We start from the raw sequence: 22372 nt of genomic DNA, 5'->3' as shown, positions 1-22372 counted from the left end.
GCTCAGTTCCGAATACGCGATGCGGGGTGGCTCATCTTCACGCCACCGGACAGTTCGCCGACATAGGGGTAATCCTTGGCGACGTCGGGCGTGTAGCCCAGGTTGAAGACGGTCGGGCTCTTCTTGCGCTCGCTGACCCGGTTGTAGTGCGTACCGAACAGCTTGTCCCAGAAGTAGCTGGTGATGCCGAAATTGCCTGTTTCGTCATGGAAATGATGGGCCATGTGCTTGGCTTTCATCGTCGCCAGCCAGGCATTCTTGGGCTTGTAGGCCAGATGCTGGATGCAATGGCAGAATTCGTAGAAGCAGGTCGTCAGCAGGCCTGTCGCGAGCGCCGCGGCGGCGCCACCGAAGCCGCCGATCAGCCAGCCGATCGGCGCCGTGGCGATCGCGATGGTCGGCAGCGTGGTATGGAGCGCGCCGAACAGCACCTCCAGATGGTTCGGATCCTGATGATGGTCGTAATGAATCCGCTTCCAGGTCGGCGCGAGGACGCGCGACTTCCACATCCACTTGCTGTGCAGCACGAAGCGGTGAAGGACATACCACGCCAGCGGATAGACGATCGCGGCAAACAGGATTGCCGCGATCGTCGGGATCAGGGCGGCCGGACGCCACACGAATGCCGCGATGGAGAGTGCGGAAAGCGCGAGATACGCCATGATCGCCGGATACTGGAAATAGGCGACGACAAGCTGGCGCAGCGTCATCCGGTCCAGATGGTGACGCTGGCTCCAGAAGCCGGCGCTGGGGGTTTCGATCGTCTTCACGGGCGGTCCTTGGCTGTACGTCGCGCAGGTGGCCCCCGCGGGTCGTTCACGTAAGAAGGCCGCTATGCTTTCGCAATATGGCGCTTTTCGGGCGGACGGGTGTCACTCCTCCGTCCGGATCAGGACGGCCTCGCCGATCAGCAGGAACAGGACGAACGGTGCCCAGGCGGCAAGGCCCGGCGGATAGGCACCGAGATTGCCCATTGCCAGCGCGAAATTGTCCGCCACGAAATAGGCGAAACCCAGCGCCATGCCGAGCACGGCACGCAGGAACAGCCGCCCGGACCGCGCCAGGCCGAACGCGGCGACGCCGGCCAGCAGCGGCATGAGCACCGCGGACAGGGGGCCGGAAATCTTGTGCCACAGGCCTGCCCTCAACGGACCGGTCGGCCGGCCGGCGGCGGCCAGTTCGGCGATCGCATCGCGCAGGTCGGTGAAGGATCGCTCGTCGGGACGCACGTCGGCAAGCGTGAAGCGGTCTGCGGTAACGCCCTCGGCGATCCGGTATCCTGGCGCGGGCGCACGGACGCCGGCGGCGACGTCGAACCGTTGTGCCCCGTTCAGCACCCAGGCCCCGCCCTGCTGGCGCGCGGTGGGGGCCGTGACGATCGATTTCAGGATGCCGCCGGTCCGGTCGTAGACCTTCACGCCGCGCAGCACGGTCGCCGTGCCGCGTCCGCCAACCGTGTCGGCATGAACCAGATCGTCGCCGTCGCGCAGCCACACGTTGGAGACGATGCCGCGATCGGCCGGGATGGGGCCATATTCCACGGCCTGCCACGCGGACAGCGTCGCGGTAGCCCGGGTGACGATGCGGTTGTTGAACATGAACGAGACGGCCGCCACGCCGAAGCTGGCGATGATGAGCGGCGTCAGGATCTGGTGCGCCGACACGCTGGCCGCCTTCATTGCGATAACTTCGCTGTTCTGGTTCAGCGTCGCCAGCGTGATGAGCGTGCCGAGCAGTACCGCGAACGGCAGGAAGCGGGCGATGATCTGCGGCGCGCGGAGCGACACATAGGCCCATAGCTGCGGACTGCCATTGCCCTTGTACGCTAGGATGTCGCCCGATTCGCCGAGCAGGTCGAGCGCCATCAGGACGATGACGAGCGCCGCCAGCACGGCCAGGCTGCGGACCAGGAAGGTCCGGGCCATGTACACCGTGATGGTGCGGGATCCGAAGAAGGACAGGTTCATGCGGGCACGTCCTTGCTGCGGCGGCGCGTCCATCCGCGTACGGTGGCGCCGATCTTGGCGAAGCCGCGTTCCAGCACGGCGATCGGCTGCCCCCCCGGCACATGCGCGACCATGTGGTACATCCAGATGGTCAGGCCGGCGAAGGCCAGGAACGGCACCCACAGCGCGATGATCGGATCGATCCGGCCGAGCGTCCCGAGCCCCGCGCCATATTCGTTGATCTTGTGCTGCGTCACCAGCACGACGATCGCCAGGAACACGCCGAGCGCGGAGGACGAGCGCTTCGGCGGCACGGCCAGCGCCAGGGCGAGCAGCGGCAACAGCAGCATCGTGGCCACCTCCACCAGGCGGAAGTGGAATTCGGACCGCAGCGCGTTGCGCGTGGCCGGCGTCGTGGCCGCGAGCTTCGACTGGCGCGACAGTTCCGGGATCGTCAGTTCGCGGTCGCGGCTGCCGCGCTGGCGGAACGATTCCATCTTGGGCAGGTCGATCGGCAGATCGTGCGCGACGAAGCTGAGCACGCGGGGCGCGCGGAAACCGGGCGCGTCATGGACCAGCGTCCCGTTCGCCAGCCTGAATATGATGGTGTTGGGATCGTCCGTCGCCAGGAAGGTGCCGCGTTCGGCGGTGACCGCCAGCGTGCGGCCGCCGCTCGCCTGCGTATCGACGAAGATGCCGTACAGGTCGCGCCCCTTGTTTTCCGCCCGCTCGATGCGCAGCGTCATCCGCTTGCCCAGCCTCGTGAATTCCCCGACCTTGATCGACGCACCGAGCGCGCCGGAGCGCAGTTCGTACCGCAGCCCTTCATAGGCATAGCGGGACTTTGGCTGGACGAAGCCGACGATCGCGAGGTTGAGCAGCGCCAGCGAAATCGTGAAGACATAGGGTACGCGCAGCAGCCGGCCATAGCCAAGCCCGACGGCGCGCATGACGTCCAGTTCCGACGACATCGCCAGCTTGCGGAATGCCAGCAGGATACCGAGCGTCAGGCCGATCGGGATGCCGAGCGACAGATATTCGGGTATCAGGTTGGCCAGCATCCGCCAGACCACGGACACCGGCCCGCCTTCGCTCGCCACGAAATCGAACAGGCTCAACATCTTGTCCAGGATCAGCAGCATGGCGGCAATGACGAGCGTCGCGGCAAGCGGAACGGCGATCAGGCGCGCGATGTAGCGGTCGGTCAAGGTTCCGAATTTCAAGATTGCGACGCCCCATCACCATGTTTTGGCCTCAAACGCGGCCGATCTGTCGTGAACGAGGAGGCTTCGTCGAACCACCGCGATGATGCGCGGCTATAGCTTCCGGGAGTGCGTAGGTCATGTCGAAACTGTCGGTTCTGGTCGGGGTAGTCGCGGGCGCATTGTCCTGCGCGTCGGCGACCGCTGCGCCGCTCGGGTCGCATGCCGGATCCTGCGGTGCCGCGCCGGGGGCTGCGATCCTCGTTCAGGTCGGCGGATTCAAGGCGCGCCACGGCATGCTGCGGGTGCAGACCTATGGCGGCAATCCGGCGACGTTCTTCGAAAAGGGCCGTTATATCGACCGGATCGATGTGGCGGTTCCGGCGAGCGGGGTCGCGCATGTGTGCGTGCCGCTCGGCCGGGCGGGCACCTATGCGGTATCGGTGCGGCACGATATGGACGGCGACCGCAAGACGGGGCGTGCGGACGGTGGCGGCATGTCCGGCAACCCGCAGGTGTCCGTCACGGACCTGTTGTTCAAGCGCAAGCCCGCGGCCGACCGGGTCGCCGTGTCGGTCGGCAACGGCGTGACGACGGTGCCGGTGATACTCAACTATATGCAGGGCATGTCTTTTCGCCCGATCGCAAAGTCGGCGGGACGATAATCATGGTACGCGTGGCACTGCTCTCCAACCCGAAATCGACCGGCAATCGTTCGCTGCTGCCGCGGATCCGCGCCTTCTGCGCCGAACATGGCGATATCTTCCACTATGAGGTGGAGGAAGTCGCCCAGATTGGCGAGGCGCTGCGGACTATCGCGCGGGTTGACCCGGTGGTGCTGGTCATCAACGGCGGCGACGGCACCGTGCAGACGGTGTTGACCGAGATCCACCACGGCCAGTGGTTCGGCGACAGCCCACCGCCGGTCGCGGTGCTGCCGAACGGCAAGACGAACCTGATTGCGCTCGATCTGGGTGCGGTCGGCGATCCCGTCGCGGCACTGGAACGGGTGATGGAAATCGCCCGGACCGGGCTGGACGCCTATGTCGTGCGGCGCGAACTGATCGCGCTGACCAGCGGCGACGATGCCAGCGTGCGCCCCGTGATGGGCATGTTCCTAGGTGGCGCAGGGCTGGCCGACTCCATTCTGTTCTGCCGGAACAAGGTGTATCCGCTGGGCCTGCCCAACGGGTTCAGCCATGTCCTGACCGCCTTTGCCGTCGTGCTGTCGCTGATCTTCGGCATTCGCGCCGCCTTCCTGCCGCCCCGACCGGGCCATGTGAAGGTGTCGCTGATGCGGCAGGGGCAACTGCAGGGGCGGTTCTCGATCATGATCGTGACGACGTTGCAGAAGATGCTGATCGGCACGCAGGCGTCGACGATGGCCGGCGGGGCGGAAGGCGCGCTGAAACTCATGATGGTCGACCACCATCCCTGGACGCTGGTGCGCGCGATCTTTGCAGGCATCAGCGGGCGGCTGGGCAAGCAGGCGATGAACGGCGTGCATGTCGAGCGCGGCGACGAGATCCGCATCGAAGGTGCCCGGTCCAGCGTCATCCTCGACGGCGAGCTGTTTCAGAATGTCGAGGGATTTCCGATCGTTCTGAAGCATACCTCGCCGGTTCCCTTCCTCCGCCTGGCGGCCTGACGCATAGCCGGCGGGGCAGGGAAGATGGACGCGACGGCGTTGCAATCGCTCGTTGCGGCGGAACTGGCGCTGCCGGTCGATCCCCGGGTTGCGGAGATGGCAGCTGCGATCGCGGAACGGCACGGGCGTGCGGCGCGCGCGGTGCTGTTTTACGGATCCTGCCTGCGGACGACCGAACTGGACGGGCAGATGCTCGATTTCTACCTGATCGTCTCCGATTATGCCGCCGCCTATCCGGCGCGCTGGATGCGGGTCGCGAACCGATTGCTGCCGCCCAACGTGTTTCCGTTCGCCTACAATGGGTTGGCATCGAAATATGCCGTGCTGTCCGAGGCGGACCTGCACGATCTATGTGGTCCGGACGCGCGCAGCGTATCGGTCTGGGCGCGGTTCGCGCAACCGTCGCGGCTGGTGTGGGCCAGCGACGGTAAAGCCGCATCTCGGACGGTCGCCTCGGTCGCGCGGGCAGGGCCGACCGCGCTGACGCTCGCAATGCCACTCTGTCCGCCCGCGACGCACGGCGATCCGCTGGCATTGTGGCGGATAGCGTTCGCGCAGACATACCGGGCGGAGTTGCGCGCGGAACGCGACGATCGTTCCGGGTCGATCGTGGATGCCGACCCAGACCGGTATCGGCGGTTCGGCGACGCGATCCTGCCGGACCTCGTGCCGGCCGACGGCGCGGACGCGGAACTGCGCGGCGCTCGGCGCTGGCGCGCCCTGCGGCGCAACGGCAAATATCTGACCGTGCTGCGGCTGGCGAAGGCCAGTGCGACCTTCGCCGGCGGGATCGATTACCTCGCGTGGAAGATCAACCGCCATGCCGGGACCCGGATCGAGATCGAGCCATGGCAGCGACGTCATCCGTTGATCGGCGCGCTGGTTCTGCTGCCGCGCCTGCTGCGTGGCGGCGCGGTGCGCTGACCGCGATGCTGGTTCAACCGGCGGTTGCGGCCTGTTCGGTGGATGCCAGGCTTTCGGCAACGGCGCGCGACAAGCCGGCGATGGTGAAGGGTTTGCGCAGAACGGCGTGGCCGCGGAGCCGGTCGCCATTGTCGGCCTCGCCCGCATATCCGGTGACGAAGATCGTCGCGACATCCGGATACTCGGTGTGGACCATGTCGATCAGTTCCGGCCCGGACATGCCGGGCATTACCACGTCAGAGATGATCAACCGGACATCCCGCCGTGTGCGCAGCACGACCAGAGCATCCTCGCCGCACGCGCAGGCGACGGGCCGGTAGCCCAGTTCCTGCAGCGCCGCGACCGTGGACGCGCGGACGCGGGCGTCGTCCTCCACGACCATGATCGTCTCGCCATGACCGTCCTTTGTCATCGGGGCGGGGAGGGGGGGCGCAACGCCGACCACTGCCGACGGCTCGGCGATGTGCCGTGGCAGATAGAGCGAGACGCAGGTGCCTGCGCCGGGACGGGAGGTGATGACGATATCGCCGCCGGACTGGCGGACGAAGCCGAAGATCTGGCTGAGCCCGAGTCCGGTGCCCTTGCCGACCGGCTTGGTGGTGAAGAAGGGTTCGAACGCGCGTTCCATGACGGTGGCATCCATGCCGCAGCCCGCATCGCGCACGTCGATACGCAGATAGTCGCCGCTCGGGAGCGTTCCCACGTCATCTGCGGCAAGCCGCACGTTCGCGGTGGCGACGCCCACGCTGCCTTCGCCGCCCAGTGCATCGCGGGCGTTGACGGCCAGGTTTAGGATCGCGTTTTCGAGCTGGTGCGGGTCGCACCAGACCGACCAGCCGTCGTCCGGCACCGCCAGGTCTATCACGATCCGTTCGCCGAGCGTCCGGTCGAGCAGATCACGCATGCCGCGTAGGAGCCGCGTGGCATCGACATGTTCCGGTCGCAACGGTTCGGCGCGGGCGAACGCCAGCAGCCGCCGGGTCAGCGCGGCGGCGCGGCCGGCACCATCCAGCGCGTGGTCGATATGGCGTGCGGCGTCCGGCGAACCGCCGCCCAGCCGGCGCTTGGCCAGTTCAAGTCCCCCCACAACGACCGCCAGCATATTGTTGAAGTCATGGGCGATTCCGCCGGTCAGCTGGCCGATGGCTTCCATCTTCTGTGCCTGATGCAGTTGTGCCTCGGCGGCGGCGCGGGTCGTCGCCTCGGCCTGCAGGCGTTCGTTTGCGTCGCGCAATTCGCGGGTCTGGGCCGCCACCGCCAGTTCGAGCGCCCCCGCGCGGCGCCCCGCCTCCCGCCGCGCGCGGACGGCACGGACGGCGAGCGCGGCCAGCACGATGCCGATGATGCTGAGCAGGACGCCGAGCAGCGACAACAACGCCGCCAGCAGGTTGGAGCGTGCGCCGGACCGTTCCGCCGCCACCGACAGCGTGGTGAGCGTTGCCCGTTCGTTGCGCGAGATCTGTTCGACCAGCGCCGAGAGGCGGGCGAGACTGTCGGACTTGCCCGCCCGATCGAACGCCGCCAGCGCGGACCAGCCCTCCCGAGCGGCGGCACTGCGCGCGGGGGCGGCCAGCTCGCGCCCGCGCCGATCGTAGAGCGCCCGCAGCGCGCCGATCAGAGGCCGCTGCACCGCGTCGGGGCCGGCCAGTTCGGACAGCCGGTCCAGCCGCGTACCGGCGAGCGACCATTGATCGAAATAGACCCGGCCGGTTTCCGGCGCACCGGAAATGGCGAAGCGCCCGAGTGCCGCCTCCGCCCGGGCCATGGCGGCATCGAAATCGCGGATGCCGAGCAGCATTTCATAGCTGTGGCGTTGCAGCGACAGGGCTTCGTCGCGCCGCTGGTTCGCGATCGCGACGAGGCCGATCAGCACGACGAGCAGCGCGGCCAGGACCAGTGCCGTCACGCGCGCCAGCCCGCGGCGCCATGGGCCGGCCGGCTCCCCCGCGCCGCTGCTGGTCATCGTGGCGAACATCGTGGCACGCTAGTCGTGCGGCACGGAGCTTGCAAACCGTGCGGTCAGGGCTGGCCGAGCACCCCGGTGGCCTGCCCGGCCGCGGCGAACGCTTCGAGGATCCGGTCGACCTGTTCGTCCGTATGTTCCGCGCACAGCGAGCAGCGCAGCAGGAAGGTGCCGGCCGGTGTCGCGGGCGGGCGCGCCATGTTCACATACAGCCCGCGTTCCAGCAGCCCCTGCCACATCGCCACGGTGATCGCCTGATCGGGCAGCATGACCGCGATGATCGCGGATTGCGCGGTGGGCGTACCCAGCGTGTAGCCGAGGTCGCGCAGCCCCTGGTGGAGCCGGCGCGAGTTTTTCCAGAGGTGCTCGCGCTTGGGGCCGGCATGCATCAGCTTGCGGATCGATGCGGCCGCGGTGGCGACCACGGACGGCGGCAGCGACGCGGTGAAGACATAGGGGCGGGTGACCAGCCGCATGACTTCGAACTTCGGATGGTTGGACACGCAGAAACCGCCGACGGTGCCGACCGACTTGGAGAAGGTGCCCACGACGAAATCGATATCGTCGGCGACGCCCGCTTCCTCGAACACGCCGCGGCCATGTTCGCCGAAGAAACCCATGCCGTGGGCCTCGTCGCACAGGATCATCGCGCCATGCTTCTTGGCGACGGCGACCATTTCCTTCAGCGGGGCAATGTCGCCCAGCATCGAATAGACGCCTTCGAGGACGACCAGCTTGCCCGCCTCTACCGGCAGGCGACCGAGCCGCTTGTCCAGATCGGCGACCGAATTGTGGCGGAACCGCACGATTTCGGCGTTGCCGAGCCAGCAGCCGTCGTAGATCGACGCATGGCTGTCCGCATCCAGGATGATGTAGTCGCCCTTGGCGCAGAGCGTCGAGATGACGCCCAGATTTGCCTGGTATCCGGTCGAAAAGACGATCGCGCTTTTCATGTCGTAGAATTCGCGGAGCGCATCCTCGCACTCGCGGTGGCCTTGATAGGTTCCGTTGAGCACCCGGCTGCCGGTCGTGCCCGCGCCAAATCGGTCGAGCGCCGCCTTGCCCGCGGCCACGACGTCCGGGTCGAACGTCATCCCCATATAGTTATAGGTGCCGAGCAGGATCGTCTCGCGACCCTGGATGATCGCCAGGGTGGGGGAAAGAACCTCCTCCATCACGATCGCGAACGGATCGCGCACGCCGGTGTCGAGCAGCGCCTGGCGCTCGGCGATCAGCCCGTCGAATTTCGACAGCAGGTCGCGCGGCGTCGGGTTGGGCAGGACGTCGGTCAGGGCAACGGCGTCCGGCGTCTGGCTGGCGTCGGTCATGCGGGGTTCCTCAGCGTTTCGATCGTATCGACCAGCTGGCCGATCGTCTCGATCTCCGCCTGCATGTTCATGGTGATGAGGATGTCGAACTCGTCCTCCACCGCCGCCACGAAATCCATGACCGTCAGGCTGTCCCATTCCAGGTCGCCGGCAAAGCTCGTCGCTTCGGTCAGCGCGACCTGCTTCTTGTTGAACGGTTCGATCTGTTCGGCGACCTTTTTAAAGGTCTCTTGGCGCGATGTCATGGACGTCCCTTACTAAGTCGAAGGATCTTCTGCCAAGCGATTGCGGCAAAAAGGCGGATCAAAGCCAGCCATGTGCACGATACCAGCGGGCCGTATCGTGCAGCCCGGCGGGGGTGGCGATCAGCGGCCGCCACGGACCGTCGGGCATGGGATCGCGTACTACCCAGTCGGGGTGGCGAAGATAGCCCACGCGATCGGGGGTAAGCTTGGCACCCTTGCCACGGACGAGTCCGTCGATCCGCGCGCCGAGAGCGAGGAGCATGCCGGGCATCGCGACGGTACGGACACGGCGGCGGCCGAGTATCGTCCCGAGCAGTCGCGCGAACGCATGATAGTCCCAGCCGTCCGGCGTGCCGTCGTCCGCCTCCAGAATGCAGCCGTCATAAGCAGTCAGTTGCACGAGCAGCAGGCGGGCCAAATCCTCGGCCGCGATGATCGAGAAGCGGCCGGCGGGCGGCAGCAGCACGACGCCCCGCGCGGCCATCCGGAAGATTTCCAGCATTTCGCGGTCGCCGGGGCCGTAGATGGCGGGTGGGCGGACGATCGACCAGTCGAGACCGGATGCGGTGACGACGCCTTCGGCCTGCGCCTTGGACCAGCCATAGTCGCTGAGCTGCGGTTCACGCGCGGACAGCGAGGAGACGTGGACGAAACGCGTGATGCCGGCACCGGTCGCGGCGGCGAGGACCGCGGCGGTCCCGTCGATATTGACGCGCGCGAAACCGGCGCGGTCCGCGGCGTTGACGGCGCCGGCGACATGGATGACGCCCTGCGCGCCTTCCATCAGCGCGGCGAGCGAGTGGGGCTCGTCGAGCGAACCGGCGATCCATTCGACGCCGTCGCGTGCCGGTTGTGGTCGTCGGGCGAGCGCACGGACGCGGTGCCCGGCGGCGACCGCCTGGGTCAGCAGATGCCCGCCGACGAAGCCTGTGCCGCCGGTCATGGCAATAATGGTCATAGCAGCACCATCTGATCGCGGTGGACGAGGGCGGAGCGCGGCGCATAGCCCAGGATCTGCCCATGGTCGGTCGATCGCCGGCCCGCGATGCGAACCGCGTCGGCCGCGTCATATTCGGCGAGGCCGCGCGCGAAGCGGCCGTCCGGGCCGGCGATCTCGATCACGTCGCCCCGCACGAACCGCCCGTCGATGCCGACTGCGCCGGCGGCGAGCAGGCTGGCCCCGCGAACGAGCGCTGCGGCCGCACCGGCATCGACATGGATCGTCCCGCGCGCGGTCAGACGGCCGGCAAGCCACGACTTGCGCGCGCCACGCACCGGGTCCGCCACGAATATGGTGCCGGTGCCGCTTGCAAGGAATGCTGCGATGGGGTGGGGCACCAGCCCGCTGGCGATGGCCAGATGCGCACCGGCGGTCTGCGCGATCCGGGCGGCCTCGATCTTCGATCCCATGCCACCCGATCCCATGCCCGATGCGGAGCTTCCGTCGGCCATGGCGCGGATGCGCGCGTCGATACGGGTGACTTCCGCGATCCGGACCGCCTGTTCGTCGCGGCGCGGGTTCGCGGTGTAGAGGCCATCGACGTCGGACAGCAGCAGCACGCCCTGAGCCCGCGCGGCCTGCGCCACGCGGGCGGCCAGCCGGTCGTTGTCGCCGAACCGGATTTCGGCGGTGGCGACCGAGTCATTCTCGTTGATGATCGGCACCGCGCCCAGCGTGAGCAGGCGATCGAGTGTCGATGCGGCGTTCAGATAGCGCCGGCGGTCCTCGAGATCGTCCAGCGTCAGCAGGATCTGCGCCGCGGTCAGCCCGCGGTTGCCGAGCAGTTCGGCCCAGGCCTGCGACAGCGCGATCTGGCCCACCGCGGCGGCGGCCTGCGCATCGTCCAGCGATGCGCGACCACCCTTCGGCAGGCCCAGCCGGCGGGCACCCAGCGCGATCGCGCCTGACGATACGATCACGACCTGTTGCCCCGCGCCGTGTGCCGCCGCGATATCGGCGGCGACGGTCGCCAGCCAGTCGCGCCGGATCGATCCGTCCGCATCGACCAGCAGCGCCGACCCGATCTTGACGATCAGCCGGCCGCAGTGACCCGGGGAGAAGCGTTGCGCCACCGCCGGTGCCGGACGATCAGATCGGCGACCAGGCGGGCGTTTCCGCGTCGCTGCCGTCGCTCGTGTCCGTCGTCGCGCTGGCCTTGTCGGGGGCGGGGCCGAGTGCCGCGACGATCCGGTCCAGCACGGGTTCGAGCCCGGTGCCGGCAGCACCCGACAGCAGCATGACGTCGGCACCGCTGACCTTGGCGAGTTTCTTCGCAATCTTGGCGATGTCCTTTTCGGGCAGCGCGTCGACCTTGTTCAGCGCCAGGATCTGCGGCTTGTCCTCCAGCCCGCTGCCATAGGCGACCAGTTCGTCGTTGACGATATGCCATGCGTCGATCGGGTCGTCGCCGGTCGCATCGACCAGATGCAGCAGGACGCGGCACCGTTCGATATGGCCCAGGAAACGGTCGCCGATGCCGGCCCCGTCGGCCGCACCCTGGATCAGACCCGGAATATCCGCGACCACGAATTCGCGCTGGTGATGCGTCGCGACGCCCAGCTGTGGACGCACGGTGGTGAAGGGGTAGGCGCCGACCTTCGCGTTCGCATTCGACACCGCGTTTATGAAGGTCGACTTGCCGGCATTGGGCAACCCGACGAGCCCTGCGTCGGCGAGCAGCTTCAGCCGCAGCCAGACCCACGCTTCCTCTTCCGGCCAGCCGCTGCCATGCTGGCGCGGCGCGCGGTTGGTGGACGTCTTGTAGCTGGCGTTGCCGCGGCCACCGTCGCCGCCCTTCAGGAAGATCTCGCGCTGCCCTGCCTCGGTAAAGTCGAGCAGCACGGTTTCCTTGTCGTCCGACAGGATCTGCGTACCGACTGGCACGCGCACGACCAGGTCGTTGCCGCCCGCACCGGTACGGTTCGACCCCGACCCGCCCTTGCCGCGCGGGGCGCGGAAATGCTGCGTATAGCGGAAGTCGATAAGCGTGTTCAGCCCGGCGACCGCTTCGAAGATGATGTCGCCACCCTTGCCGCCATGGCCGCCGTCCGGACCGCCATATTCGACGAACTTCTCCCGCCGGAAGGACACGGCACCGGGGCCGCCGGTGCCGGAACGGACGTAAATCTTGGCCTGATCGAGAAAATGCATCGCGCGCCCTTAGCGGAAACGGGCACGGAACGAAACCGCGTTCGCCGGTATCGCTATCCGCATGTTCCCTCGTCTGCCCTGGTGACCGCGGCAAGCAGCTGCGTCACCGCCATTTCGCGCGCGGTGCCACGCGGCAGGCCGAGCGCCCGCGACACCGGATCGCCGAGCAGCGCATCGCCGAGCGCGCTCAGCACCAGCGACAATGTCATCGCCTTTACCGGCCGCCCGTCCTGGTCACCGATCGCATCGACCATCGCGTGGATGGCGTCCATGATCGGATCGAGCGCGCGCCGGTCGCCCGACAGGATCATCCAAGATGCCAGCGCGCCGGCCCCTTCGGAATCGAACGCATCGAATGTCAGGTCGACGATGATCCGGGGATCGGCCTGGCCGGCGCGGGCCTGCTTCACCGCGTCGCCGATGCGGGCGGTGATCCGTTCCGCCATGGACGCCGCAAGCGCGGACTGGAGCCCCGCCGCGGAACCGAAATGGTGCAGCAGGTTCGCATGGCTCTTGCCGATCCGCGCGGCCACGGCCTTCAGCGTCACCGCCTGCGGACCGTCCGCGATCAGCAGCGCACGCGCCGCCGCGATCGCCGCATCCTTGCTGTCGGCAGCGGTCAGCCGCGTCCTTGTTGACACTCGTGTCGGTTCCGTCATACTAACAACCTTGTCAGAACACATCGAGGTCCGTCATGTCCCATACGCCCGCCGATCTGTCGATCACCCCCCGCGACCGGCGTTTCGGCCGGGGGAGCGCACAGGACCGCCACTGGCTGGGCGGCGATCCGTATCAGACCGCGATCTATAATGCGCTGTCCGTCACCTTCCCGAAGGGGGAGGCGTTCTTCGTCGAATCCGTCCGGGCCTTTCGCGACGGCACGCCGCCGCGGCTGGCGGGCGAGATCGCGGCGTTCGTGAAGCAGGAGGTGATGCATACGCGCGAGCATGTGGCGTTCAACCGCCGCGTGACGGACGCGGGCTACGACGTCAGCGGACTGGAACGGACGGTCGACACCCGGCTCGCCGTCATCCGCGCGCATCCGCCGATCGCCAGCCTGGCCGCGACGATCGCGCTGGAACATTATACCGCGATCCTGGCGCATGCGCTGCTGGCCGATCCGGCGCATCTGGACCGTGCCGAACCCGAGACCGCGGCGCTGTGGCGCTGGCATGCGATCGAGGAAATCGAACATAAGGGCGTGGCATACGACACCTGGCTGCACGCGACCAAGGGCTGGACCCGCTGGAGACGCTGGTCGCTGAAGGCGCGGATCATGCTGCTCGTCACGAAGAATTTCATGATCGATCGGACGCGCGGGGCGATGGACCTGCTGGCGCAGGACGGCATCACCGGTCGGCGTGCGGGCTGGGGGCTGTTCCACGCAGCGTTCATCGCGCCGGGCATGGTACGACGGGTCGGCGGGGCCTGGATGTCTTATTTCATGCCGCATTTCCACCCCTGGAACGAGGATGACCGCGCGCTGATCGTGCAGGCGGAACATCGGCTGGCGCTGGCTTAGGACGCTGTTCGCGCTTTGAATATCTGTTGTCCCGCACCTGATCCGGGATCCCGCTTCGTCCGTCAGCCCAAAGGGCAGCGAAACCCCGGATCAGGTCGGGGGTGACGAAGTACCGCTAAAAGTCGGTTACGGTTTCCGGATAGGTGCGAGAACGGTCCCGGTACGGCGAACATTTGCCACGCTGTCCGGCCGTCAGGCGGCGAGCCGATCAATCGGATCGTGCGGCACCGCTGCGCAGTACAGAACCAGACCGTTGTCGGCGTCGCGAAAGCCCAGTTTGCGAAGCAGGGCGGCGGCGGCGGGATCGGTAGCGAGCGGGCACTCCAGTCGCGCAATTCCGAGCATTGCGGCGATCGCGATCGTGGCATGGCCTGCCTCGGTCGCATAGCCGCGGTTGCGGCAGTCCGGGCGTATCCAGCAATCGAGTTGCACCGCGCCCCCGCGGTCGATCAGGCTGATCGTCCCGATCAGTTCGGCCGATGCGCCGCGCCGCAGGATCAGCATATGCGGACGGGCATGGGGCAGGGGGCGTTCCAGCACGGCACGGGCCGCCGCCACGCAAGCCGCATGGGCTTCCGTCCCGACAGCATGGTGCGGGCGGCACAGTGCGGCCGCCATGACAGGCGCATCTTCCGCCCAGCCGGGCCTGAGCAGCAGCCTTCCGGTGCGCGCGAACATTCTTACTCTCCCGTCGGTCGTGCGCGGCGTAGCCGGGTCGCGTTACGGCTTGGCGACTATCCGATGGTCGAAAGAACGCAAAAAGGGAGGCGGACCTTGCGATCCGCCTCCCCTTCAAATCATCGCCCGACGATGTCGGACATGGTGCACGATTTTACTCGGCCGCTTCGGCCAGGACCGGCGCTTCGACGCTGACGAACTTGCGGCCCAGCTTGCCGGAGTGGAATGCCACGCGGCCCTCGGTCAGCGCGAACAGCGTGTGATCCTTGCCCATGCCGACGTTCACGCCAGGATAGACGCGGGTGCCGCGCTGACGGATGATGATGTTGCCACCGATCACTTCTTCGCCGCCGAACTTCTTCACGCCCAGACGGCGACCGGCCGAGTCACGACCGTTGCGGCTGGAACCGCCTGCTTTCTTATGTGCCATTTTTCTTTACTCCGGTTCGCGGATCAGGCTTCTGCCGACGCAGGCTGAGCCGACGCCTGCGGTGCCTTGTGATCGCCGATCGCGGTGATCTTCAGGATGGTGTGGTGCTGACGATGACCGTTCTTACGGCGGTAGTTGTGCCGACGACGCTTCTTGAAGACGATGACCTTCTCGCCCTTCGCCTGCGCGATGATCTCGGCCGAGACGGTCAGGCCGGCCACATCCTGCGCCGCGCCGTCATTGCCGGCGAACAGCACATCGGCCAACGAAACGGTCGAACCCGCGTCACCCGCGATCTTTTCGACGACGATCTTGTCTCCGGCGGCAACGCGATACTGCTTGCCGCCCGTGCGCACGATAGCGAACATGGCCCTCATCACTTCTTCAAAGCTGGTCCGGTGCGGGAATCGACTGCGTGCCAATCCCGTTCGGAAGAGAAGCGCGGCTAACCCCCATGGGTATCAAAGTCAACCTTTTGGTGACCCCCGAAGCCTTGGATCAGGCGATTTCGGGCAGGCCGGTGGCGACGGTCGAGTCGTAGCGATCCTGATCGAGCATCCCCATCCGCTTGGCGACCACGGTTGGCACCAGCGCCTGGCCAGCGACGTTCACCGCGGTGCGCCCCATGTCGATGATCGGATCGATCGCCAGCAGCAGCCCGGCCCCCTCCAGCGGCAGGCCGAGCGTCGACAGCGTGAGCGTCAGCATGACGATCGCGCCGGTCAGGCCGGCGGTGGCGGCCGAACCGATCACCGATACGAACGCGATCAGTACATAGTCGGACAGATGGAGCGGGATGCCGTAGAATTGCGCCACGAACAACCCGGCGATCGCTGGGTAGATCGCCGCGCACCCGTCCATCTTGGTGGTTGCGGCGAGCGGCACCGCGAATGCGGCATAATCGCGCGGCACGCCGAGATTGGCGACCGCGACCGCTTCCGTCACCGGCAGCGTGCCGATCGACGACCGCGAGACGAAGCCGAGCTGGATCGCCGGCCACGCACCCGCAAAGAAGGCGGCCGGGCGCAGGCCGTTGGCAACCAGGATGATCGGGTAGACGACGAACAGCACGATCGCGAGACCCAGATAAACCGCCGCCGCAAAGGTCCCGAGCTGCGCCAGCGTGGTCCAGCCATATCGGGCGACCGCGGTGCCCAGCAGGCCGGCAGTGCCGACCGGCGTCAGGCGGATAACCCACCACAGGATCTTGCGCACGATATCGAGAAAGGCGCGGTTGAACGCGAGGAACGCGTCGCTCTTCTCCCCGATCCGGACCGCGGCGATCCCGATCACCAACGCGATGACGACGATCTGCAGGACGTTGAACGACAGGCTGCTCACCACCTTGCCACCGGCGTCCAGATGCGACGAGACGGTCAGCCCGATCGGGTTGGACGGCACGATGCCCTTCAGGAAATCAAGCCAGCTGCCGGCTGTATCGGGCACCGTGCCGGACCCGGGCACCAGCCCTGACTGCGCCCCGGGTTGTAACACCGTGCCGATCACCAGCCCGATGCAGACCGCAATCAGCGCGGTGATGCCGAACCATAGCAGCGTCCGCCAGACCAGTCCGGCAGCACCCTGCAGGTTCCGGATGTTCGCGATCGATGCCACGATCGCGGTGAAGACCAGGGCCGGGACCAGCGCACGCAGGAGCTGGACGAAGGTCGATCCGGTCACGTCGAGCGTCCGCAGCAGCCAGTTCGGGTTCGCCGCATCACCACCCAGTGTCCGGGCGACGAAGCCCAGCGCAAGACCTACCGCGACGCCAACAAAGACCTGCGTGGCGAACCCGAAACGTGGCTGGGGGGGCGGAATTATACTGGCTGTCATGCCACCGAAGTGATCGCACCCCGCGCTATGAGCAAACGACCTTTGCTATGTGGCGGTAGAGCCTGCCTCCGCACGCGGGGAGGTAGCGGCACCGCCCAGGCGTCACTCAGTGGCGATGTTCGCGCCGCAATGAGTAGCGACCGTCCTGATAGCCATCGAAAAGCCCGGCGATCGCGGGGTGGTCGATCGGCTCGTCGCTTTCGTCCGGTTCCAGATTCTGCTGGCTGACATAGGCGACATAGTTGCTGTCGGCATTTTCGGCGAGCAGGTGGTAGAAGGGCTGGTCCTTGGACGGACGGATATCTTCCGGGATCGCATCATACCATTCCTGGCTGTTCGCGAAGGTGGGATCGACATCGAACACGACGCCGCGAAATTCGAACAGGCGGTGTCGTACGACGGCACCGATCGCGAACCGCGCATGCGACACGGCCGGTGCAGACCGGCTTGCCGCGTGCTGGTCGGGTGAGAATGCGAAGCTTTTTATCATGCGTCTAATCTAAGGCGTCGGCGCGCGACCGCAAGCGTATCGACACGGCGCGTGCAAGAAGGGTTGGCAAGCCGCCACGGCTTCGCTAGAGGCCACCGCTCGGACCGCCACCGCTGCCCCGCAGGCACGGTGCCAAGCCTCTGCGGAGAGGTGCCAGAGTGGTCGATCGGGACGGTCTCGAAAACCGTTGTGCCGCAAGGTACCGTGGGTTCGAATCCCACCCTCTCCGCCAGCCCCTCTTCGGGCGTGCATTGCGATCAGTAAATTCTATAACGATGAGTACGCTAGGCAGGCCAGCGAACGTCTATAGACGCTCGCTCCAGTATTTAAACTTCAAACGGTATCACCGATCTTCTCTCATACGCCAATTATGCGGTATCGATTTGGTCGCTCGCATGCCGCGTTTGTGGTGGCTCCGTTCTTCCGGCCACGTAGGATTTAGGTTCGCCACCACGTCGTTGTGACAGTATAAAAGAAAGCTTATCCGAGGGACGTTATGGGTCAGGTTTTCACCCGCTGCGGCAAGCCTCATTGTAAGGCATTCCCGGTTTTGAACATCCTCGAAGCTGCCCGGAATGCGGATTGGTCCTGGCGCCGTCCAAAACAAGAAACCCTTACGTGCCGTCCTCGACGACGGAGTAATTACGCTAAAGGTGCGGCTACCCGGAACTGGCCGGTCGGACCCGCGAACAGACCTTGAGACGGCTGCTACGAGGCGTCAGGAACGGTTGTCACAGGTCAGGTCAAAAATCGCGATGGTCAATACGGAACGTCACCAAGCCGCGCTGCGGCGTACGATATGACCAGACACACAGCCAGTGGTCGCGCAGCCGGTATTTGGGCTAAAGGTTTGCTCCTGACTATGCTTGTGTAGAAAACCTGTGGCACGCAAAGGCGTGAGTTGAACATCATGGACGACGAAAAGTGAGCCCGCCTCTACCATGACTGCATCCTGCGCACAAAGCTATTTGGCGCATTATGCTTTAACTTTAGCAGTTTTGCGTACTTGCTACGCTGCGGTCTCAGGCTCGAGTTCTTTTTTTAGGCTTTGCACCAACGCAACGCTGTCATCTCATGCCGGGTACGCCAACGAAGCTATGCCGTGCTTCGATTCGGCTCCCCGTTCCTTCGGGATAAATCGAAAATAATTTGACGATGCCACCATAGCCGTTGCGGAACTGAGCAACGCGCGCACCATCAGGTCTTTCGATCACACCGAAATTGTTGGCCTGTTCGAAGCAGTCTGCGACCTGTTGTGACGATAATTTACTATGAAAAACCTCGTCAGCCTCTTTGGCGAGTATGGCATTGACAGATGTGCATCCAGCGACTGCGAGACCCAACGCCGGCAATAGAATCCTGAAAAAGTTCATGACAATTCCCCTTTTGCAGGGGCGTCTCGTGTAGCTTCGCCTGTAGCCGCCCCTATGTTCCTCTCGGGGCGACGGCCGAAGCCGGATGTCCGAAACCCGTCCTTGCGAGCAGGCGTATGCGCCTTTAACGGCAAGCTGGCCGGGCAAACGCGGGCGACCGAGGCAGCAAGGAAGATGTTTCGAAGCGCCACTCCCATGTATCTCGGGGGCACGTCGTTGATCCTCGGACGTCAGGGCAGACGCAAGCAAAAACGACAGCGAAGCACAAGCTTTGCGTAGTGAAGAACGTCCGCTGTGTTGCCCAGTCCGCGGGCAGGGGGAGCATGTCCCTGAACCGCGGGAGCGTCAGCCACGATGGTTGGCGGCCTTCGACGATACGAGTGACGAGATCTGGAGCAAGGAACGCTCCCCCGACCAACTGTCGAACATAAGCCGGCGTTACGCCACTGGCACCAGCGAGATCCTGAAGGGAGGTATGCCGGTCACTGATAAGTTCCTGCAGTCAGCTACGTTCCTGAGCAACGCAGGCGACAAAGCGCTGCCGCCGGCGCTCTCGATTGCGGCCACGGTACCCCGCCTTCCCCAAACCGAACATCCGATAGACGTGGGACGGACGGTAGCGTCCCTGATGGGGAGGTCGCTGGTCAATGACCCAATCCGAGCCTCCCCGAAGGCCAAGGCATGGAACGCCTCCTTGTTCGCTTACCAGCGGGTGCTTTACGAGTATTCGTCACTCGACCACATAGCCTGACCTTGCGGGGGCTCCGGCACTTGGCTTAGATACAAGCCTTGGAAGTCGGTTGTGCGGGTCGGCAACCGAACATCTGTTCAGGAAAACCGAGGCGCTGCCGCGAAGATAATCAGGCAATCAGGATTTCAGCAGAATTGTCGAGCAGTCACAAACGGATATCAGCGCGGGGCATTGTCGTAAAATGAGTGGTTACCCCGGCTTTCTCCGGAGCGCGGATAGAATGGCGTCGTTGATTGCGGCGCATGACTGGAGCGCCTCAACCACCGGGCCATTAGCTGACTGGCCTTCACACCTGCGGTTCGCGACGGCAATCGTTCTGCAGTCCCCGATCCCGATGGCGTTGCTCTGGGGTGCCGAGGGTATCCTGATCTACAACGAGCATTATGCGGTGATCGCCGGCCGGTATCATCCTGCTATCCTTGGCCGTCCGGTTCGGGAAGCATGGCCCGAGGCGGCCGCCTTTAACCAAGATGTCCTGCAAACCTGCCTTGCAGGCCGGTCGCTAACATTTGCCCGCCAGGAAATGACGATCTACCGCGATGGGGCAGCCGAACAGGTCTTCTTTGACCTGAGCTATGCCCCGGTTCTGGACCCGGACGGCACGCCCGCCGGCGTGCTGGCAACGGTCATTGAGACAACCGATGCCGTGGTGCTGGAACAGAGCCTCATCGCCGAGACGCAGACGCTTGAAACCCTCAATCAGACGGGTGCGGCTCTCGCGGCCGAGCTGGACATCGAGCCACTCGTGCAGATGGTCACCGATGCCGGCGTGAAACTGACCGGCGCCGAATTCGGCGCCTATTTCCACAACCTTCTGGACGAAACCGGGCAGCGCCTTGATATCTTTACGCTATCCGGCGCACCACGAGCCAAGTTCGAGGCGCTGGGTCGTCCTCGAGAGACTGCCATCTTCAAGCCGACATTCCGGAACGAAGGCGTGGTTCGTTCCGACGACATACTGGTTGATGATCGGTACGGCCGCAACCTGCCTTATGCCGGCATGCCGCCCGGTCATCTGGCAGTCCGCAGCTATCTGGCGGCATCGGTGGTGTCCAGAACGGGCGAGGTGCTGGGCGGCCTGCTGTTCGGTCATTCCGAGCCTAGCCGCTTTACCGAGCGGCATGAGCGGCTGTTGTCCAGCGTCGCTGCACAGGCGGCGATCGCGATCGACAATGCGCGGCTGTTTGCGGCGGTCCAGGATGTGAACAACACCTTGGAACGGCGTGTGTCGGAGCGGACGGACGAGTTGACCCGCGCACACGATGCCTTGCGGCAGGCCCAGAAGATGGAAACGCTCGGTCAGCTGACCGGGGGCATCGCCCACGACTTCAACAATTTGCTGACCGTCATCCGGGGATCGGCGGAGCTGCTGATGCGGCCTGGCCTGACCGAGAACCGGCGGGAGCGGTACACCGACGCGATCGCCCAGACGGCGGATCGCGCCGCCAAGCTCACCAGCCAGCTGCTCGCCTTTGCCAGGCGATCATCATTGACGCCGCAGGTGTTCGACGTCGGCGACACCATCCGCCGTCTGCATGACATGATGGAGATGCTTGCCGGTGCCATGATCGAAGTGGACCTGCATCTCTCGGATCGCGCATGCTATGCGAATGCGGACGTGACGCAGTTCGAGACGGCCATCGTCAACATGGCGGTCAACGCGCGCGATGCGATGAAGCAGCAGGGGCGGCTGACCATTACCGTTCAACCATGTGATCACATCCCACCGGTCCGCGGGCATGGCGCACGCATGGGCGACTGGGTATGTATCGCGATCGTCGACACCGGCTCCGGCATCGCGGCCGATGATCTCGAACGCATCTTCGAACCTTTCGTTACCTCGAAGGAGGTGGGACATGGTACCGGTCTCGGCCTGTCACAGGTGTTCGGCTTCGCGAAGCAGTCTGGTGGTGACGTGATCGCGACGAGCGAGGTCGGGGAGGGTGCGAAATTCACCCTTTTTCTTCCCCGCGAAGTTGAGCTGTCGAATTCGGTCGACGGTATTCTGCCGCTCGATAGATCATCGTTTGCACCGCTTCGGATCCTGGTCGTCGAAGATAATCCGGAAGTAGGCGGCTTTGCGATGGCGGCGCTTGACGACCTAGGACATCACGCCACCCTGGCGCGGAATGCGGACGAAGCACTGAAACAGTTGTGGGAGAATGCGGACCAGTGCGACGTGGTCTTCTCCGATGTGATGATGCCTGGCATGAACGGGATCGAACTGTCCCATGAAATCAGACGGCATTGGCAGGACATGCCGATCATCCTGACCAGCGGGTACAGCGAGATCCTGTCGAAAGACGGCTCGGGCGAGTTCGAACTGCTGCACAAACCCTACTCAATCGACGCGCTCAGCGCCGCCTTCCAGCGCCTTGCCGCTGTCGTGTAGCCAGACGGTGGCCACGGGAGCGAGGGCACGGCGGCGAGGAAGACGGTTGGGTACCCGCGACGCGCGCGAACACCGAATTTCTGTTCCTACCGACGCCAATGAACTTTTGACCGAGCTTCGCATCCGGCTTGGATTGAGTGTGGCCAAGAGGTGAATGGCCCCAGGCGGCACGCTTCATGCGCCGAGATCTGCGAGGGTGATCGTGAAATCGACGTCCTTTCGTAGCTGAACGAACGACCGCTTTCGAGTTGCCTTTATTCAGGCTTAATCAACCGCTTTTGGGTCCAAGCGGCCGATGGAGAAACCGCGCTCCGCTCGAGACCTGTCGCCGGCCAGGCGCGATGACGTCGGCAATAGTTAATCGCTGCCGGCTTGCCCGGTCAGCGGGGGATGACGATAGTCACGCGTCGGTTCTTTGTACGGCCTTGTGCGTCATCCTGCCCGTCGGGCGTAAGGTTTGAAGCGACCGGCTCCGCCTCACCACGGCCGTCCGCCT

The 22372-nt window shown here is 65.3% G+C and carries 22 protein-coding genes and 1 tRNA gene; 7 read left to right on the top strand and 16 right to left on the bottom strand.

Annotated elements, in window-relative coordinates:
- Window positions 1–2: 2 nt before the first annotated feature.
- The 3 genes from BKY59_RS07950 to lptF all read right to left on the bottom strand — a co-directional run bounded on the left by BKY59_RS07950 (window position 3) and on the right by lptF (window position 3169).
- Complete coding sequence (locus BKY59_RS07950; protein WP_076070472.1) at window positions 3–710, bottom strand: sterol desaturase family protein; 708 nt, start codon at window positions 708–710, stop codon at window positions 3–5.
- 162 nt (window positions 711–872) lie between these two features.
- Window positions 873–1967, bottom strand: a complete 1095-nt coding sequence (lptG, locus tag BKY59_RS07945) for an LPS export ABC transporter permease LptG (RefSeq protein WP_076070470.1) — start codon at window positions 1965–1967, stop codon at window positions 873–875.
- A complete protein-coding gene (lptF, locus tag BKY59_RS07940; protein ID WP_076070408.1) occupies window positions 1964–3169 on the bottom strand; it encodes an LPS export ABC transporter permease LptF in 1206 nt (401 codons plus the stop codon). Before lptF ends, lptG begins: the two co-directional genes overlap by 4 nt.
- 119 nt (window positions 3170–3288) lie before the next feature.
- On the opposite strand from lptF, the gene BKY59_RS07935 reads away from it, so the two are divergent.
- The 3 genes from BKY59_RS07935 to BKY59_RS07925 are packed head-to-tail and all read left to right on the top strand — an operon-like array spanning window position 3289 to window position 5720.
- A complete protein-coding gene (locus BKY59_RS07935; RefSeq protein ID WP_076070406.1) occupies window positions 3289–3813 on the top strand; it encodes a DUF2141 domain-containing protein in 525 nt (174 codons plus the stop codon).
- A 2-nt stretch (window positions 3814–3815) separates the two neighbouring features.
- Entirely contained in the window at window positions 3816–4796 is a 981-nt protein-coding gene (locus BKY59_RS07930) for a diacylglycerol/lipid kinase family protein (protein WP_076070403.1), read from the top strand.
- Between the two features lie 24 nt (window positions 4797–4820).
- The gene (locus BKY59_RS07925; RefSeq protein ID WP_076070401.1) at window positions 4821–5720 is read left to right on the top strand and encodes a hypothetical protein; all 900 of its coding nucleotides are present in this window, start codon (window positions 4821–4823) and stop codon (window positions 5718–5720) included.
- Between the two features lie 13 nt (window positions 5721–5733).
- On the opposite strand, the gene BKY59_RS07920 is transcribed toward BKY59_RS07925, so the two are convergent.
- The 7 genes from BKY59_RS07920 to BKY59_RS07890 are packed head-to-tail and all read right to left on the bottom strand — an operon-like array spanning window position 5734 to window position 13066.
- Window positions 5734–7695, bottom strand: a complete 1962-nt coding sequence (locus BKY59_RS07920; RefSeq protein WP_083671971.1) for an ATP-binding protein — start codon at window positions 7693–7695, stop codon at window positions 5734–5736.
- A 44-nt stretch (window positions 7696–7739) separates the two neighbouring features.
- The gene (gene spt / locus BKY59_RS07915) at window positions 7740–9011 is read right to left on the bottom strand and encodes a serine palmitoyltransferase (protein WP_083671970.1); all 1272 of its coding nucleotides are present in this window, start codon (window positions 9009–9011) and stop codon (window positions 7740–7742) included.
- On the bottom strand, window positions 9008–9256 hold the full coding sequence (locus BKY59_RS07910) for an acyl carrier protein (RefSeq protein WP_076070400.1): 249 nt from the start codon (window positions 9254–9256) through the stop codon (window positions 9008–9010). Before BKY59_RS07910 ends, spt begins: the two co-directional genes overlap by 4 nt.
- A 58-nt stretch (window positions 9257–9314) precedes the next feature.
- The gene (locus BKY59_RS07905) at window positions 9315–10214 is read right to left on the bottom strand and encodes an SDR family oxidoreductase (RefSeq protein ID WP_076070397.1); all 900 of its coding nucleotides are present in this window, start codon (window positions 10212–10214) and stop codon (window positions 9315–9317) included.
- The gene (gene proB, locus BKY59_RS07900; RefSeq protein WP_076070395.1) at window positions 10211–11329 is read right to left on the bottom strand and encodes a glutamate 5-kinase; all 1119 of its coding nucleotides are present in this window, start codon (window positions 11327–11329) and stop codon (window positions 10211–10213) included. The genes BKY59_RS07905 and proB overlap by 4 nt, the downstream gene beginning before the upstream one ends.
- Before the next feature lie 16 nt (window positions 11330–11345).
- Complete coding sequence (obgE, locus tag BKY59_RS07895) at window positions 11346–12407, bottom strand: GTPase ObgE (RefSeq protein WP_076070393.1); 1062 nt, start codon at window positions 12405–12407, stop codon at window positions 11346–11348.
- 53 nt (window positions 12408–12460) lie between these two features.
- Window positions 12461–13066 carry a TetR family transcriptional regulator gene (locus BKY59_RS07890; protein WP_076070391.1) on the bottom strand — a complete coding sequence of 202 codons (606 nt, stop codon included), beginning with the start codon at window positions 13064–13066 and terminating at the stop codon, window positions 12461–12463.
- Between the two features lie 35 nt (window positions 13067–13101).
- Between BKY59_RS07890 and BKY59_RS07885 the strand changes: the two genes are divergently transcribed.
- Entirely contained in the window at window positions 13102–13929 is an 828-nt protein-coding gene (locus BKY59_RS07885; protein ID WP_076070389.1) for a metal-dependent hydrolase, read from the top strand.
- Window positions 13930–14121: 192 nt separating this feature from the next.
- On the opposite strand, the gene BKY59_RS07880 is transcribed toward BKY59_RS07885, so the two are convergent.
- The 5 genes from BKY59_RS07880 to hspQ all read right to left on the bottom strand — a co-directional run bounded on the left by BKY59_RS07880 (window position 14122) and on the right by hspQ (window position 17360).
- Window positions 14122–14607 carry a GNAT family N-acetyltransferase gene (locus BKY59_RS07880; protein ID WP_076070387.1) on the bottom strand — a complete coding sequence of 162 codons (486 nt, stop codon included), beginning with the start codon at window positions 14605–14607 and terminating at the stop codon, window positions 14122–14124.
- 154 nt (window positions 14608–14761) lie between these two features.
- On the bottom strand, window positions 14762–15037 hold the full coding sequence (gene rpmA, locus BKY59_RS07875; RefSeq protein WP_076070385.1) for a 50S ribosomal protein L27: 276 nt from the start codon (window positions 15035–15037) through the stop codon (window positions 14762–14764).
- 23 nt (window positions 15038–15060) lie between these two features.
- Window positions 15061–15405 (bottom strand): 50S ribosomal protein L21, encoded by a 345-nt coding sequence (gene rplU / locus BKY59_RS07870; protein ID WP_076070383.1) that lies wholly within the window; start codon window positions 15403–15405, stop codon window positions 15061–15063.
- Between the two features lie 130 nt (window positions 15406–15535).
- The gene (locus BKY59_RS07865) at window positions 15536–16870 is read right to left on the bottom strand and encodes a dicarboxylate/amino acid:cation symporter (RefSeq protein ID WP_076070381.1); all 1335 of its coding nucleotides are present in this window, start codon (window positions 16868–16870) and stop codon (window positions 15536–15538) included.
- A 106-nt stretch (window positions 16871–16976) separates the two neighbouring features.
- On the bottom strand, window positions 16977–17360 hold the full coding sequence (gene hspQ, locus BKY59_RS07860; protein ID WP_076070379.1) for a heat shock protein HspQ: 384 nt from the start codon (window positions 17358–17360) through the stop codon (window positions 16977–16979).
- A 144-nt stretch (window positions 17361–17504) separates the two neighbouring features.
- Between hspQ and BKY59_RS07855 the strand changes: the two genes are divergently transcribed.
- Window positions 17505–17592, top strand: a tRNA-Ser gene (locus BKY59_RS07855).
- 835 nt (window positions 17593–18427) lie between these two features.
- Here BKY59_RS07855 and BKY59_RS17350 read toward each other — a convergent pair.
- Window positions 18428–18733, bottom strand: a complete 306-nt coding sequence (locus BKY59_RS17350) for a hypothetical protein (protein ID WP_129586286.1) — start codon at window positions 18731–18733, stop codon at window positions 18428–18430.
- 358 nt (window positions 18734–19091) lie between these two features.
- Here BKY59_RS17350 and BKY59_RS07845 point away from each other — a divergent pair, with 358 nt between their 5' ends.
- Window positions 19092–19484 (top strand): hypothetical protein, encoded by a 393-nt coding sequence (locus BKY59_RS07845; RefSeq protein WP_076070377.1) that lies wholly within the window; start codon window positions 19092–19094, stop codon window positions 19482–19484.
- A gap of 220 nt (window positions 19485–19704) precedes the next feature.
- On the top strand, window positions 19705–21876 hold the full coding sequence (locus tag BKY59_RS07840) for an ATP-binding protein (RefSeq protein ID WP_240500021.1): 2172 nt from the start codon (window positions 19705–19707) through the stop codon (window positions 21874–21876).
- The last annotated feature ends 496 nt before the right edge of the window (window positions 21877–22372 follow it).

Origin of the sequence: Sphingomonas montana, from assembly GCF_001956315.1 — a bacterium.
GTDB lineage: Bacteria > Pseudomonadota > Alphaproteobacteria > Sphingomonadales > Sphingomonadaceae > Sphingomonas_R > Sphingomonas_R montana.
The sequence above is the reverse complement of the archived record's forward strand: the minus strand, read 5'-3'. Positions and strand labels throughout refer to the sequence as shown.